This window comes from Herbaspirillum sp. Her2, from assembly GCF_057961375.1.
In genome coordinates this window covers 301334-314588 of the sequence record NZ_CM176331.1, presented here as the reverse complement: position 1 = coordinate 314588, position 13255 = coordinate 301334, and the positions used below count along the sequence as shown (strand labels likewise).

16 protein-coding genes are annotated in these 13255 nt (G+C 60.9%); 11 read left to right on the top strand and 5 right to left on the bottom strand.

Translation table 11 applies throughout. The features are described 5' to 3' along the window. The first annotated feature begins 174 nt into the window (after positions 1-174). From ACWHXP_RS01395 to sbcB, 3 genes are all read left to right on the top strand, one after another. Positions 175-750 carry a DUF3828 domain-containing protein gene (locus ACWHXP_RS01395; protein ID WP_034335713.1) on the top strand — a complete coding sequence of 192 codons (576 nt, stop codon included), beginning with the start codon at positions 175-177 and terminating at the stop codon, positions 748-750. Between the two features lie 229 nt (positions 751-979). Further along, on the top strand, positions 980-1594 hold the full coding sequence (locus tag ACWHXP_RS01390) for a YqhG/Tai3 family protein (protein ID WP_134223134.1): 615 nt from the start codon (positions 980-982) through the stop codon (positions 1592-1594). Between the two features lie 138 nt (positions 1595-1732). Beyond that, positions 1733-3169 (top strand): exodeoxyribonuclease I, encoded by a 1437-nt coding sequence (sbcB, locus tag ACWHXP_RS01385; protein WP_209567458.1) that lies wholly within the window; start codon positions 1733-1735, stop codon positions 3167-3169. A 15-nt stretch (positions 3170-3184) separates the two neighbouring features. Here sbcB and ACWHXP_RS01380 read toward each other — a convergent pair whose 3' ends face one another. Continuing rightward, positions 3185-3511 (bottom strand): DUF3861 domain-containing protein, encoded by a 327-nt coding sequence (locus ACWHXP_RS01380; protein WP_343743195.1) that lies wholly within the window; start codon positions 3509-3511, stop codon positions 3185-3187. A 34-nt stretch (positions 3512-3545) separates the two neighbouring features. After that, on the bottom strand, positions 3546-4175 hold the full coding sequence (locus ACWHXP_RS01375; protein ID WP_039784268.1) for a PadR family transcriptional regulator: 630 nt from the start codon (positions 4173-4175) through the stop codon (positions 3546-3548). A 241-nt stretch (positions 4176-4416) separates the two neighbouring features. Here ACWHXP_RS01375 and ACWHXP_RS01370 point away from each other — a divergent pair, with 241 nt between their 5' ends. Continuing rightward, positions 4417-5013 (top strand): peroxidase-related enzyme, encoded by a 597-nt coding sequence (locus ACWHXP_RS01370; protein ID WP_489623643.1) that lies wholly within the window; start codon positions 4417-4419, stop codon positions 5011-5013. Between the two features lie 19 nt (positions 5014-5032). Here ACWHXP_RS01370 and ACWHXP_RS01365 read toward each other — a convergent pair whose 3' ends face one another. After that, complete coding sequence (locus ACWHXP_RS01365; RefSeq protein ID WP_134223137.1) at positions 5033-5533, bottom strand: nucleoside 2-deoxyribosyltransferase; 501 nt, start codon at positions 5531-5533, stop codon at positions 5033-5035. Positions 5534-5588: 55 nt separating this feature from the next. Beyond that, complete coding sequence (locus ACWHXP_RS01360) at positions 5589-8054, bottom strand: acyl-CoA dehydrogenase (RefSeq protein ID WP_489634647.1); 2466 nt, start codon at positions 8052-8054, stop codon at positions 5589-5591. Between the two features lie 251 nt (positions 8055-8305). On the opposite strand from ACWHXP_RS01360, the gene ypfJ reads away from it, so the two are divergent. The 7 genes from ypfJ (at position 8306) to ACWHXP_RS01325 (ending at position 12893) form a co-directional block, all read left to right on the top strand. Continuing rightward, positions 8306-9187 (top strand): KPN_02809 family neutral zinc metallopeptidase, encoded by an 882-nt coding sequence (ypfJ, locus tag ACWHXP_RS01355; RefSeq protein ID WP_402707759.1) that lies wholly within the window; start codon positions 8306-8308, stop codon positions 9185-9187. 39 nt (positions 9188-9226) lie between these two features. Next, complete coding sequence (locus ACWHXP_RS01350; RefSeq protein ID WP_489634648.1) at positions 9227-9607, top strand: MAPEG family protein; 381 nt, start codon at positions 9227-9229, stop codon at positions 9605-9607. Between the two features lie 14 nt (positions 9608-9621). After that, positions 9622-9909 (top strand): hypothetical protein, encoded by a 288-nt coding sequence (locus ACWHXP_RS01345; RefSeq protein WP_489623645.1) that lies wholly within the window; start codon positions 9622-9624, stop codon positions 9907-9909. Positions 9910-10001: 92 nt separating this feature from the next. Further along, the gene (locus ACWHXP_RS01340; RefSeq protein WP_034335781.1) at positions 10002-10223 is read left to right on the top strand and encodes an RNA-binding S4 domain-containing protein; all 222 of its coding nucleotides are present in this window, start codon (positions 10002-10004) and stop codon (positions 10221-10223) included. Further along, on the top strand, positions 10220-10507 hold the full coding sequence (locus ACWHXP_RS01335) for a DUF924 family protein (RefSeq protein WP_489634649.1): 288 nt from the start codon (positions 10220-10222) through the stop codon (positions 10505-10507). The genes ACWHXP_RS01340 and ACWHXP_RS01335 overlap by 4 nt, the downstream gene beginning before the upstream one ends. Positions 10508-10749: 242 nt before the next feature. Beyond that, positions 10750-11988 (top strand): site-specific integrase, encoded by a 1239-nt coding sequence (locus ACWHXP_RS01330; RefSeq protein ID WP_489634650.1) that lies wholly within the window; start codon positions 10750-10752, stop codon positions 11986-11988. Beyond that, positions 11985-12893: a hypothetical protein gene (locus ACWHXP_RS01325; RefSeq protein ID WP_489634651.1), complete on the top strand. Its 909-nt coding sequence runs from the start codon at positions 11985-11987 to the stop codon at positions 12891-12893. Before ACWHXP_RS01330 ends, ACWHXP_RS01325 begins: the two co-directional genes overlap by 4 nt. On the opposite strand, the gene ACWHXP_RS01320 is transcribed toward ACWHXP_RS01325, so the two are convergent. Continuing rightward, complete coding sequence (locus ACWHXP_RS01320) at positions 12861-13247, bottom strand: winged helix-turn-helix transcriptional regulator (protein WP_489637772.1); 387 nt, start codon at positions 13245-13247, stop codon at positions 12861-12863. The genes ACWHXP_RS01325 and ACWHXP_RS01320 overlap by 33 nt on opposite strands. Positions 13248-13255: the final 8 nt, after the last annotated feature.

Genomic DNA, 13255 nt, shown 5'->3' with positions numbered 1-13255 from the left:
ACAACGGAGACCCGCCGCGCCACCCGACCTGGCGCAGCGGAACGTTTGCGGCCTTCCCCTGACTAAAGGGCAGGCCCGGGGGGCTGGCCGAACCGGCCGCCCCTGCCGGCCTCACGACGATGATGTGCCGCCATGACAACAGCGCCGGTCCGCACCGCGCGCAGGAACACCAGAATGACCACACTGCTCCGTTTAGCCTCCCCCTCCGCTCGCCCTCTGCGCGCCACCGCCTGTGCGCTGGGCCTGCTGCTGGCCCTGTCCGGCTGCAACAACTTCAGCGGCGACGAACAGCAGCAGGCCGAGGTGATCGGCAACTTCTACCGCATCCATCTCAAGAACCACGCTCCCGGCCTGCCATCGGCGGACGAACTCAAGCAGTTCGAGCCACTGGTCAGCCGTGCGCTGTACGCCCTGCTGACCCGCGCCGAAGCCGCCGATGTGCGCTACCACACCGTGGCCGGTGCGCAGGCCGCCCCCATCATCGAGGGCGACCTGTTCACCTCGCTGTATGAAGGGGCCACCTCCTTTGCCGTGCAATCCTGCGACAGCGAGGCCGACCGGGCTTCCTGCCAGGTCAGCTTCCGCTACCAGAAGGATGGCGCGGATGAATCCTGGAACGACAAGATCCTGCTGGTGCGCGAAGAACGCCAGTGGCGCATCGACGATATCGAATTCATCGGCAACGACCAGTCCTCCCAGCGCGAATACCTCAGCGACAACCTCACCGACGCCATCCAGCAGGCCGAATGAGCCGGCCCGGCTCGCCGGGGCCGGTGCGCTGCGGAATTGGCGGCTTTTTGGCGGTGTGTTCCCGGTCTTCCTGCTGAGCCGCAGCGCGTAAGATGCCGCTCTGTCAGGCTGGTCGTGTTGCGCCCCTCGGGTCCCGCTGCGCACCGGCAGACAGGAAATATCAAAATGACAATGGCATCATGAAACAACACGCCAGTGCGCACGCGCGGCTGGACCAGGGAGAATTGGATTGAAGCGGATCGGTAAGACACTCGTCGTCGCCGCCAGCCTGTTGCTTGCAGCATGCTCGGCCAATGAAGAGGGCAAGGCCAAGGAACTGGTGACGGAGTTCTACCAGACCCATGCCTCGAACCGTCCCTCGGGCGCCCTGACGCTGAAGGAACTGATTACCTTCCGCCGCTTCCTGTCGGTGCCGCTGTTCGATCTGTTGAAGGATGTCTCGGTGGCTGACGAAGCCCGTGCGACGCAGTCTGCCGCCGAAGCGGCAGCCGATCCCGATGCCGATCCCCTGCCGCCGCTGGTGCAGGGCGATGTCTTCACCGGCAACCCGAATGGCGCTTCCACCTTCCGCGTGGTCCAGTGCGAGGCCCAGGAACGCGAAGCCAGTTGCGCCGTGGAACTGATCTTCAGTGACGCCAAGCTGCAGTCGCCCGCCAAATGGACCGACAAGGTCACGCTGGCCCGCGATGCGCGCGGCTGGGTGATCGACAACATCCAGTACGCCGGCGGCAACGCTCCCATGCGCAGCGGCACGCTGCAGGATGCGATGCGCAAGGTCCTCAAGCGCGACGCGGCCCCCATGGCGCCGCTGGCCCCCGCCGCTGCGCCTGCGCCAGCGAAGTGAGTTCAGGCCGGTCACGGCCGCTTCCCGGGCCGCAGGCCTTCAAAAAAGAACGGCTTCATCACGCCGCTGCCCCTTTGCGTGGCGGCAAGGGCAGCGCAAGGCTCTATAATCGCGCGATTCCCTTAGAAGCCGTCCGCGATGTCCAATCACACCTTCCTCTGGCACGACTACGAAACCTTTGGCGCCGTGCCGCGCCGCGACCGTCCCTCGCAGTTCGCCGCCGTGCGCACCGATGCCGAACTCAACGAGATCGGCGAGCCCATCATGCTGTACTGCAAGCCGGCGCCGGACTACCTGCCCGACCCGGTGTCCTGCCTGATCACCGGCATCACCCCGCAGCACTGCCTGGCGCACGGCGTCCCCGAACATGAGTTCGCCGCCCGCATCGAGCAGGCGCTGGGCGAGCCCGGCACCATCGGCGTGGGCTACAACACCATCCGCTTCGATGATGAAGTCACGCGCTTCATGTTCTGGCGCAACCTGATCGATCCCTATGCCCGCGAATGGGCCAACGGCTGCGGCCGCTGGGACCTGCTCGACGTGGTGCGCCTGACCTATGCGCTGCGCCCCGAGGGCATACAGTGGCCGACCAAGGAAGACGGCAGCGTCAGCTTCAAGCTGGAGCATCTGTCCAAGGCCAATGGCCTGGTGCATGAGGCGGCGCACGATGCGCTGTCGGATGTGCGCGCCACCATCGCCCTGGCACGCCTGATCCGCCAGAACAATCCGCGCCTGTTCGACTTCGCGCTGGCCTTGCACAAGAAGGACAAGGCCGCAGCGGAAATCGGCTTGCCGGCCGCCAAACCCTTCCTGCACGTCTCCGGCATGTTCCCGGTAGCCAATGGCTGCCTGGCGCTGATGTGGCCGCTGGGCATGCATCCGACCAACAAGAATGAAGTGATCGCCTGGGATCTCGGCTATGACCCGAGCGAACTGGCGGGCATGGATGCGGCCACCGTGCGTGAACGCATGTTCACCAAGCGTGACGAAATGCCGGAAGGCATGGTCCGCCTGCCGGTCAAGAGCATTCACCTGAACAAGTCGCCGATGGTGGTGGGCAGCCTCAAGACGCTGTCTGCCGAGCGCGCCGCGCAGCTGAACATCGATGTCGACCTGGCCCTGCGCCACGCGGAAAAGGCCGCCGCCCTGCCCGACCTGGGCCCGCTGTGGCGCGAGGTCTACCAGCGCGAACACGAGGCGTCGCCGGACGTGGATGAAGATCTGTACGGCGGCTTCATCGGCAACGGCGACCGCCGCCAGCTGACGCAGCTGCGTGCCCTGCCGCCACAGGCGCTGGCCGGGGCCAGCGTGGCCTTTGACGATAGGCGCTTGAATGAAATCCTGTTCCGCTATCGCGCACGCAACTTCCCCGAGACCTTGAGCCCCGAGGAAGCACAGCACTGGGAAGAACACCGCGCCGCGCGCCTGTTTGAAGGCGCTGGCGGTGCGCGTACCGTCGCGCAACTGTTCGAGCAGATCGACCAGTTGCAGGAGGAGGCGGATGACGAACGCACCCAGGACATCCTCGGTGCGTTGTATGACTATGCGGAGATGATTGCGCCGGCCAATCAGTAAGGTCCGGCGCGCATCTTATTCGGCGGCGGCCTCGCCCTGCGCTGCGGCAGCGGCCTTGCCCTGCGACTTCAGCTTCATGATGAAGTCGCGCAAGGCCGGCTGAATATCTTCGAACAGCGGATGCTTGCGATTCTTGAGCATCACCTCCGAGAACAGTTTCAAACCCAGCGCCAGCTGCGCGCTGGTGTCGCTGTCGAACTGCCCGTTGCCACGCAGGCGGGCGACGATACTGAAGATATCGTCATGGTTGCCGGCCTCGAAGCTCAGGGGCGCGTGCAAAGGCTGTCCCTCCGAGGCGGTGGCCAGATGCTCCAGGGTGATGCGGTAGCGATGTTCTCTCATGTGAAGTTCCTTTCCAAAATCCCGGATCGCCGGATCAGGCGCGTTCCACCGCCACGGCGGCGCGATCGATGATGTCGATGATGGCGTGCAGTTCTTCCTTGGCCAGCTTGCCCTTGGCCAGGCGCGTATGCAGGGCCATGCGGAAATTCTGCACGGCGCGGCGCAGTTCGGGCGAATCGGCGTCGGGACGCTCCTGGCGGCGCAATTCGAACTTGCGCAGCACCTGCTGCAACAGCTCGGCGTTTTCCTTTTCTTCCAGATAGGCCTTGCCCTCGGCGCTGAGGGTGTAAAGCTTCTTGCCGCCATCCTCGCCCTGCACCGAGGCATGGCCCATTTCTTCCAGCAGCGTCAGGGTCGGGTAGATCACGCCGGGGCTGGGGCTGTAGCCGCCGCCGACCAGTTGCTCGATGGCCTTGATCATGTCGTAGCCGTGGCGCGGCTTTTCCTGCAGCAGATGCAGCATCACGATGCGCAACGCGCCCTGCTCGAACATGCGCGCGCCGCGTCCGCCGCCGCCTTCACGGCCACCGGGGCCATGATGGCCACGCGGACCGCGCGGCTCGTCATCTTCAAACAGGCCGCCGCCATGATGCGGGCGGTCGTGTCGCTGGTGCTTGGGGCCGTGGCCGGGTTCGCCGGGTTGATTGAATAAATGCTTGAACATGGTATTTCCTTATTGTCAGGTGGCTGAGGCAGCGACTGACGCACGCTGCGGGTCGATCGATATAGCCAAGATATATCTTAATTCGCCTCATTTCAAGATATATCTTAATAATATTTCAGAAGGGTTTCCAAAAGGAAATCTGAAGCAAAAAGCTTCACCGTCAGTTCGGCGACATTACCTGTGAGCCAGAAGTGCTAAGTTCTTGATGCAGCATCCACAACAAATGAACAAGGAGACAAGCATGACCCCAGCCACCACTCCCGATGCGCCCATCGGCCGCTTTCCCATCCCCGATCTTCATACCCTGCCGGAGGACATCCGCAGCCGCATCCTGGCTGTGCAGGAAAAGTCCGGATTCATCCCCAACGTGTTCCTGGTGCTGGCGCATCGTCCGGATGAATTCCGCGCCTTCTTTGCTTATCACGATGCGCTGATGGACAAACCCGGCGGCCTCACCAAGGCCGAGCGCGAGATGATCGTGGTGGCCACCAGCAATGCCAACCAGTGCCAGTACTGTGTGGTGGCGCATGGTGCCATCCTGCGCATCCGCGCCAAGGACCCGCTGCTGGCCGACCAGGTCGCCATCAATTACCGCAAGGCCGATATCAGCGCGCGGCAGAAGGCCATGCTGGACTTCGCCATGAAGGTCTCGGCCAGCGCCTGGGCTGTCAATGAAGAGGATTTCGCCACGCTCAAGGCGCATGGCTGGAATGAGGAGGATGCGTGGGACATGGCCGCCATCGCGGCCTTCTTCGGCATGTCGAACCGGCTGGCCAATGTGACCGGCATGCGGCCCAATGAAGAGTTCTACCTGCTGGGGCGCCTGCCCCAGCAGTGAAGCAGGAAAGCGGTGACGATCAGCGCTGGCCCCCATGCCAGCGCGCCACCCTTTGCAGGCAGTCATGCACGTCGCCTTGTACCAGCTCGGCGGCATGCGCCAGCATGAGGTTGCGCGGCAGGCCGAAGTCCTCGATGAACATGCCGGCATGGCAGACGCCCGGTTCGGCCTGTGGCACCTGTTGCAGCAAGTCTTGCGCAGGCGTGTTGTAGCACCACACCTTCTTGCCGCGCCCGACGGCATAGCCGATCTCGAAGACCGTGCCCGAGTCCGGCTCATGGCCGCGGAAATCGCACACATTGGCCACCACATAATCGGCGGAGTCGATCAGGGCCACGTTGATCTCGTAGATGCGGCGCGCCACCTCGGCCTTGCTGTCGCCGCTGACCTCGTCATCACCCGGGCACAGGGCGACCAGCCCGAGGTCGGCGCACCACTGCTTGATCTGAAGTTTGTGCTGCGCATAGTCGCGCTGGAAGACGTCGGGGCCGGCCATGTAGATGCGGGGCTGCGGGGTCATGGTTCATCCTGTGGAATACGCGGGAACCGGCAGGATAACGCAAACCTTCATCTCCTTATGAACGCTGCTGCGCCACGATCTCCGCACGGTCGAAATCGGCGCCGAAGTCATCGACCTGCACGCTCTGGTCGCCATAGTGGGCAAAGGCATCGACCGCTTCCTTCTCCTGCTGCGAGATCAGCTGGCGTTCCAGCGCAAGCGCACTCCAGGCCGGGACTTCCAGCAGGCTCTGCGGCATCGGCGGCAGCTTGCCTTCCTTGATGTCGGACTTGAGGCGATGCTCAAGTTGCTGCACCACCGGCGCGAGCACGAAGGCTTTCTCGCCGCACGCCAGCGGATCGCCCTCGCGCGGCAGGTAGGCACCGGCCACCAGGCGGTTGCGGCTCTCACCCGGGGTCTGCATGGCCTGGGCCACGCGCGTGCCGAGCACATCGGAAGGCTTGCGATACGGCAGGCCCAGCGGGAAGATCAGCACCCGCAGCAGTACCGCGATGAACGGATTGGGGAAGTTGTGCAAGACATCGATGATGGCTTCCTGGGCGCGATGCAAGGCATCCTGCACCGACCAGTCCACATAGGGCAGGTCTTCTTCCTGCCGGCCCTCATCCTCGAACCGCTTCAGTACCGCCGACACCAGATAAAGCTGCGAAACCACATCACCCAGCCGCGCCGAAATCCGCTCGCGGAATTTGAGCGTTCCGCCCAGCACGCCCATGCTCACATCGGTGAGCAGCGCAAAGGCCGACGACAGATGCACCACCGCACGGAAATAGCCCCGCGTGGCACGTGCGGCATGGCTGGACGAGGGCAGCAGCCAGCCCCGGCTGATGCCGCCCACGAAGCTGCGCGCGGCATTGGCAGCCACGAAGGAGAGATGCCCGAAGAGCAGGCGGTCGAATTCCTGCACGGCGCGCTCGCGGTCTTCATCGGCGGCGGTGGCCAGCTCCTGCAGGACGTAGGGATGGCAGCGGATCGCCCCCTGGCCAAAGATGATGAGGCAGCGCGTCAGGATATTGGCCCCTTCCACCGTAATGGCGATAGGCACCTGCTGATACGCGCGCGCCAGGAAGTTGCCCGGTCCCATGCAAATGCCCTTGCCGCCGATGACGTCCATGCCGTCATTGACCACCATACGCCCGCGCTCGGTGACGTGGTACTTGGAGATGGCCGAGATGACCGAGGGCTTCTCGCCGGCATCCACCGCCAGCGCCGACAAACGGCGCGTGGCATCCATCAGGTAAAGATGCCCGCCCATGCGCGCCAGGGCTTCCTGCACGCCTTCGAACTTGCCGATCTCGATCTTGAACTGGCGTCGCATGGCGGTGTAGGCACTGGTCCCACGCACGGCCAGCTTGGAAAATCCGACGCTGGAGGACGGCAGCGAAATCGCCCGCCCGGCCGCCAGGCATTCCATGAGCATGCGCCAGCCGCGTCCGACCTGCCCGGCACCACCAATCACCCATTCCATCGGGATGAAGACATCGCGCCCTTCGGTCGGCCCGTTCTGGAAGACGGCATTGAGCGGCCAGTGACGGCGTCCGGTGATCACGCCCGGATGGTCGGTCGGGATCAGGGCGCAGGTGATGCCGGGTTCGGCATCGCTGCCCAGCAGGCCATCCGGATCGCGCACGCGGAAGGCCAGGCCCAGCACGGTGGCAATCGGCGCCAGGGTGATGTAGCGCTTGCTCCAGGTGACGCGGAAGCCCAGCGTTTCACGGCCCTCATGCTCGCCCTTGCAGACGATGCCCACATCGGGAATGGCAGCCGCATCCGAACCCGCATAGGGACTGGTCAGCGCAAAGCAGGGAATCTCCAGCCCCTGCGCCAGGCGCGGCAGGTAATGATTTTTCTGGGCGTCGGTGCCGTAATGCAGCAGCAACTCGGCCGGGCCCAGCGAATTGGGCACCATCACCGCGATGGCCGCAGCCGAACTGCGCGAGCCCAGTTTCATCACCACCTGCGAATGCATGTAGGCCGAGAACTGCTTGCCGCCGTATTGACGCGGAATGATCATGCCCAGGAAACCCTTGTCCTTGATGAACTGCCAGGCGTCAGGCGGCAGGTCCTGGGTCTTCACGCTGGTGTCCCAGTCGCTGACCATGGCGCACAATTGCTCGACCTCGTTGTCGAGGAAGCTCTGCTCTTCCGGCGTCAAACGCGGCGCGGGCAGGTCGAAGAGGCGCTTCCAGTCCGGCTTGCCGGAGAACAGTTCGGCATCCCACCAGACGGTGCCGGCCTCGATGGCATCGCGTTCGGTGGCGGACATGCGCGGGGCGATCTTGCGGAACAGGTCCAGCGCCGGGCGCGTCATCAGCGACTGTCGGACGGACTTGATCGCCACCAGCAGCGTGGGTGTGAAGAAAAGGATGGCCAGCAGCACCAGCACCGGCAACTCGATCTCGGCCAGGCGGGCGCCCAGCCAGATCAGGACCGCTTCAGCGACCAGCCAGACCCAGGCGCTGGCGCGCATCATCATGAGGGCCAGCGCGCCGGCGATGAGAAGAATGAGCCAGATGATCATGTCGTCTCCTGTACTGTTGTCGTTGTGAGCGTTAGGAATGCAGGCTGCCGGGAACAGTGTGGCATCGATTGCCGACAGCGCCAAGCCGCTCCCCGCTTTGTCACCCTCCTGCTTCCCGAACCTACACCGCCAGCTCATCCGGCGGAATCGGACAGAGCAACCTCACACGGTCAGACAACGCCCGACATGCCGCGGCCCATGCCATCCATTACAATCGCGCCATTGCAGACTGCAGCACCGGAGAACAGATCATGAAATGGGAAGGCAATCGCGAAAGCGACAACGTGGAAGACCGCCGTGGCGAGGATGGCGGCGGGGGCGGCGGCTTTGGCTTCGGCGGGCGCTCCATCGGGCTGGGCACGGTCGCGGTGGCCCTGGTGGCCTCCTACTTCCTGGGCATCAACCCGCTGACCATGCTCAACCTGCTCTCCGGCGGCGGCTCGCCTGCGCCGGTGCAACAGCAGGCACCGGCCCACAAGCCTTCGCCCAATGACCAGATGGCGCGCTTCGTCTCGACCGTCCTGGCCGATACCGAAGATACCTGGGGCCAGATCTTCGCCAACAACGGCAAGCAATACGTGCAGCCCAAGCTGGTGCTGTTTTCCGGCAGCACCCCGACCGCCTGCGGTACTGGCCAGACCGCCACTGGCCCCTTCTACTGCCCCGGCGACCAGAAGGTGTATATCGACTTGTCGTTTTATGAACTGATGAAGCAGCGCTTCAAGGTGTCCGGCAATTTCGCTCAGGCTTACGTGATCGCGCATGAAGTCGGGCACCACGTGCAACACCTGATGGGCATCTCCGACAAGGTCGATGCTGCCCGCCGCAATGCCACCGAAAAGCAGGCCAATGCCATGTCGGTGCGGCTGGAACTGCAGGCGGACTGCTTCGCCGGGGTCTGGGCCTATCACGCCAACCAGGCGCGTCACATCCTGGAAGAAGGCGACATCGAGGATGCCTTGAATGCCGCCTCGGCCATCGGCGACGATGCCCTGCAACGCCAGGCGCGCGGCGTGGTCGTACCGGATTCCTTCACCCATGGCAGCTCGGCGCAGCGCGTGACCTGGTTCAAGCGCGGCATTTCCGAAGGCAAGGTCAGCGCCTGCAACACCTTCGCTGCCAAGGAACTTTGATTCACTGACAACTGACATCACAACGAGGAGACCTCCTGCATGACCCTATCCTACTGGTGCATCCTGATTGCCGGCCTGATGCCGGTGTTCACCATCGCCGTGGCCAAGTATGGCCGGCGCGACTTCGACAATGCCGAACCGCGCGCCTGGCTGGACAAGCAGACCGGCGTGCGCCGCCGCGCCGACTATGCGCACCGCAACCACTTCGAAGCCTTCCCCTTCTTCGCTGCCGCCGTGCTGGTGGCGCAGCAAGTGGGCGCAGCGCAGGGACAGATCGATAGCGCCGCGCTGGTCTTCATCGCCGCCCGCATCCTCTACACGGTGCTGTACCTGACGGACAAGCCCTCGGCCCGTTCGGCGGTGTGGATCATCGGCTACCTGAGCGTGATTGCGCTGTTCGTCATCACTGCGCGCGCCTGAGACGGGAAGCTTCGATGAGTCACCCTGCCGCTTCCCGACTGCATGCCATGCGTGCATCATTGGATGCCCTGCGCACCGGCCAAGGCACTATCGCCGGCCTGTGCAGTACGTGGCGGGCCCAGGAAGAGGTCATGACCGCCTTGCCGCCGCGCTATCGCCAGGTCGCCGAAGACCTGCTGGGCCGGCTGGAAGCGGGCAGCCTCTTCACCGAAGAAAGCTGTTCCTTCAGCCAGAAGGACCTGACCGACAGCCTCTCCACCTGGCTGGACAAGGCGCAGCAGACGCTGGAAAGCGCCACCTGAACGTCGGGGCGGCTGGACAAATGGCCGCGCCGGGCGTACCGTACCGGTCCCCCGTGCCGCCTGTTGCGGCCGGGGTTTCCGAAAGAAAGCACATGCAAAAGATCACCTTCCCGCTGCAGGGCCATCCCTACGTCGAACTGAACCAGCTGCTCAAACTCTGCGGCCTGTGCGACAGCGGCGGTGCCGGCAAGCAACTGGTGGCCGACGGCCAGGTCAAGGTCGACGGCAAGCTGGAAACCCGCAAGACCTGCAAGATCACCGTCGGCCAGAAAGTCACCCTGGGCGACGTGCAGATCACGGTGCTGGCCGAATGAGCCCGCACGCCGGCGTCGACGCGGTACTGGAGTTCTGGTTCGGCCCCGATTGGGAGCAGCTCCCCGCGCATCAGGTGGCCGAACGCCAGAAGAAACTCTGGTGGAGCAAGAACCCCGACATCGACGCCGAATGCCGCACCCGCTTCGCCCCCCTGGTGCAGCAGGCGGCCGCCAACCAGCTCGATGACTGGACCGAATCCCCGCGCAGCATGCTGGCCCTGATCCTGTTGCTGGACCAGATGCCGCGCATACGGACAAGTAATTCAGTAATTGCATCTACGTAAAAGTTTCGTAAAAATGGACACATTCTTTAGGAAGAAGGATGTGTCATGACAGGACGTGCTCGCCAGACAACGCTCCCACACTTCGTAATTACTGAGACAACAACTGCCGAATCCCCTTTCGCGACGCGAATTGATCTTCCGGGCGGGACCGCTTACTTCATTCAACCCAAATTAGTTGCCGATCGGTCATTCGGGCAGCCCCAAAAAAACAATGGGGGCCAGCGAGCTTTGATACATATCCTTTGGTTCTACGAAGCAATGGTGCCCCGTGGGATGAGGCAAACCTCTTTATATTCGCAGGGATAGAAGGCAAACCGGATCGAAAGATCGCAACCTTCAACAGCCAAGCCGAAGATTTAGCAGCCTATTGCCGTTTCTTTGAAGAAGAGAATGTTGACTGGCGCGACTTCCCTGCTCACAAGTCAAAGAAACCAACATACCGCTTTCGAAATTATCTGACTCACGAGGTCTGGAATGGAAAGCTCGCCGCCACGACCGCAAAACGCAGACTTGGAGTAATCGTCCGGTTTTATCGTTGGCTCATCGAAGAACAACTACTCAAACTAGAAAATCCACCGTGGAAAGAAGAAAAAGTTTCAATAAGAACCACGAGTTCGTATGGACGCGCAGCAACGATAAAGGTGAAGACAACCGACCTAAGAATTAAAATCACCGAGCAAAAGACTGATGAATACAGCGAGTACATTCAAGATGGTGGCAAGTTACGACCACTGCCTCCGCAGCAACAGGAGTGGCTTATAGCCACCTTACGAGAATTGGGCAATACAGAGATGACTCTCATTCATCTACTTGCCCTACTGACCGGAGCCCGAATTCAAACGGTCCTAACGTTCCGAGTGCACCATGCACTGGAAAGCCACGATTTCGGTCCCGAGAAAATCTGCCTCGTGGGACCAGGAACCGGAATTGATACAAAGAATAGTAAGAGGCAAGCGCTTCGTATTCCAACTTGGTTTCACGAACAACTAAAGACGTACGCAAATAGCGACCGTGCTCTAAAACGACGTAAGCGTAGCGGTACAGATTCGCAAAACCAATATTTATTTCTGAGTGTGCGCGGCGCACCAATGTATGTGTCCGCCGAAAAGATAAGCGGCAGCCCCATTCATCCTCATAAATACGCACCAAAAGGGCAAGCAGTACGTCAGTACATGAAAGATTACATCATCCCCGAGATCCGACGAAAATATGATGCCTCTTTCAGTTATCAATTCCATGATCTGCGCGCCACGTTCGCCATGAATATGGTGGATTCCATGACGCCACTTATGGATCGAGGTGAGATGACCTATACCCGAGTTCTCGATTTTATTCGTGCACGTATGTTTCATGCATCTCCAACCACCACGGAGCGCTATCTAAAGTACAGAGAAAACCTTCAACTGAAATATGCAATTCAAGATGGATGGGAGACGCACCTAAAGGGGCTGATGAAATCTGCTACGGGAATAGCTCGATGAAAGCGTTTGAAGAGCGCCTTGTCACGTTTTTTGATTTTCCATTGCCATTAAAAACTGAGCATCTATATGTTGAAAGGACTGTCGTCAGGTTCCTAGAAGCGCAGTCTATCGACTTCGGCTCTCTGTGTTTTTTGAACCGAGAAACAAGTAAACGAAAACCGGGCGTTGGTCGCAAAGTTATCCTTTCATCTTTCAGCCGATCGCGCGCAAAGGAAATATTGAGAATAATTGAACTAGCGTCTGACCTATTCACCTCCGGTCAATACAGACCACATGCCTTAATGACCCGCTATAGGCAATGGTCAAAATTTATGGATTGGTGTGACGTAAACCATCATAGTGGTGTCCTTACAGATATAGCCGATGCTCGTAGAGCATATCGCGCTTGGGCCGCTGAAATTCGGCGTTTGGTCGATCAACACTCCCTCGGCCAAAACTCCGGTGCGATGTTGCAACGCCAAGTCGCATTGGTTATGGAAGATTTCTATGAGGTGGAAAATTTTACCCAGGGGGTGAATATGTTGGCCCAGATACGAGACCTTGTACAGCCAACACCCCTCCCGGACAATCAAGCGAAAGCAATGATTCTCGCTTGGTGTACCTGTTTGTTCAGCGGATTCAGTGATCTAGCACTGAATCGTACAGATAGTGGCCATCCCGAACCATTTCCATTCGCTCTGTCCGTTCCGGAGTTTGCGAACTATCCCGACAACAGACTTTGGGTTTTTCCAATTCCAGGTTGGGCGAGTGCAGCGGCTATCAGCCGCGTATACGACATAAATAATGGGAAGCTTCGGGAGGTGAACGATATTAAGCACCTCTATTTAAGACCCAGCAACGCGGCAAGTGCTGTTTTGCGTGCCAGAACCACCTTAGAGAATGCAAACGCCGATAGTGATTGTTGATTTGCTCGCAGATTTGACCCTCTCCATTTGACCCACCTTCCATTGCCTGCTGAAGGCAGCCACCCGGTCATACGACCCCTCGTATCCCAGTTCTCTTAAGTCCAGGAACATCTGTTTTAGGGTCCTTCTTTGCTTCCGAGATTTGACCGCGTCTGCGCTGAGCCAAGCGGAGAGCTTGGCGGTGAAGTCATCGAGCGAGCTTGGCGAACGCCTTGCTGGATAAGCAGGTTCGCTGACATCGGATCGGATGTAGCGGCGAACTGTGTTGCGGGAAATGTCGAGCCTGCGGGCGATTTCCCGAATTGAGATGCGGTCTCTGATGTACCAGCGTCGAATAATTCCAAGTAGGGCCACGTCTATCA

Excerpts from the sequence above, each read along its gene's own strand:
- ACWHXP_RS01395 (WP_034335713.1), top strand. The coding sequence starts at position 175 with ATGACCACACTGCTCCGTTTAGCCTCCCCCTCCGCTCGCCCTCTGCGC.
- sbcB (WP_209567458.1), top strand. The coding sequence starts at position 1,733 with ATGTCCAATCACACCTTCCTCTGGCACGACTACGAAACCTTTGGCGCC.
- ACWHXP_RS01380 (WP_343743195.1), bottom strand. The coding sequence starts at position 3,511 with ATGAGAGAACATCGCTACCGCATCACCCTGGAGCATCTGGCCACCGCC.
- ACWHXP_RS01375 (WP_039784268.1), bottom strand. The coding sequence starts at position 4,175 with ATGTTCAAGCATTTATTCAATCAACCCGGCGAACCCGGCCACGGCCCC.
- ACWHXP_RS01370 (WP_489623643.1), top strand. The coding sequence starts at position 4,417 with ATGACCCCAGCCACCACTCCCGATGCGCCCATCGGCCGCTTTCCCATC.
- ACWHXP_RS01365 (WP_134223137.1), bottom strand. The coding sequence starts at position 5,533 with ATGACCCCGCAGCCCCGCATCTACATGGCCGGCCCCGACGTCTTCCAG.
- ACWHXP_RS01360 (WP_489634647.1), bottom strand. The coding sequence starts at position 8,054 with ATGATCATCTGGCTCATTCTTCTCATCGCCGGCGCGCTGGCCCTCATG.
- ypfJ (WP_402707759.1), top strand. The coding sequence starts at position 8,306 with ATGAAATGGGAAGGCAATCGCGAAAGCGACAACGTGGAAGACCGCCGT.
- ACWHXP_RS01350 (WP_489634648.1), top strand. The coding sequence starts at position 9,227 with ATGACCCTATCCTACTGGTGCATCCTGATTGCCGGCCTGATGCCGGTG.
- ACWHXP_RS01345 (WP_489623645.1), top strand. The coding sequence starts at position 9,622 with ATGAGTCACCCTGCCGCTTCCCGACTGCATGCCATGCGTGCATCATTG.
- ACWHXP_RS01340 (WP_034335781.1), top strand. The coding sequence starts at position 10,002 with ATGCAAAAGATCACCTTCCCGCTGCAGGGCCATCCCTACGTCGAACTG.
- ACWHXP_RS01335 (WP_489634649.1), top strand. The coding sequence starts at position 10,220 with ATGAGCCCGCACGCCGGCGTCGACGCGGTACTGGAGTTCTGGTTCGGC.
- ACWHXP_RS01325 (WP_489634651.1), top strand. The coding sequence starts at position 11,985 with ATGAAAGCGTTTGAAGAGCGCCTTGTCACGTTTTTTGATTTTCCATTG.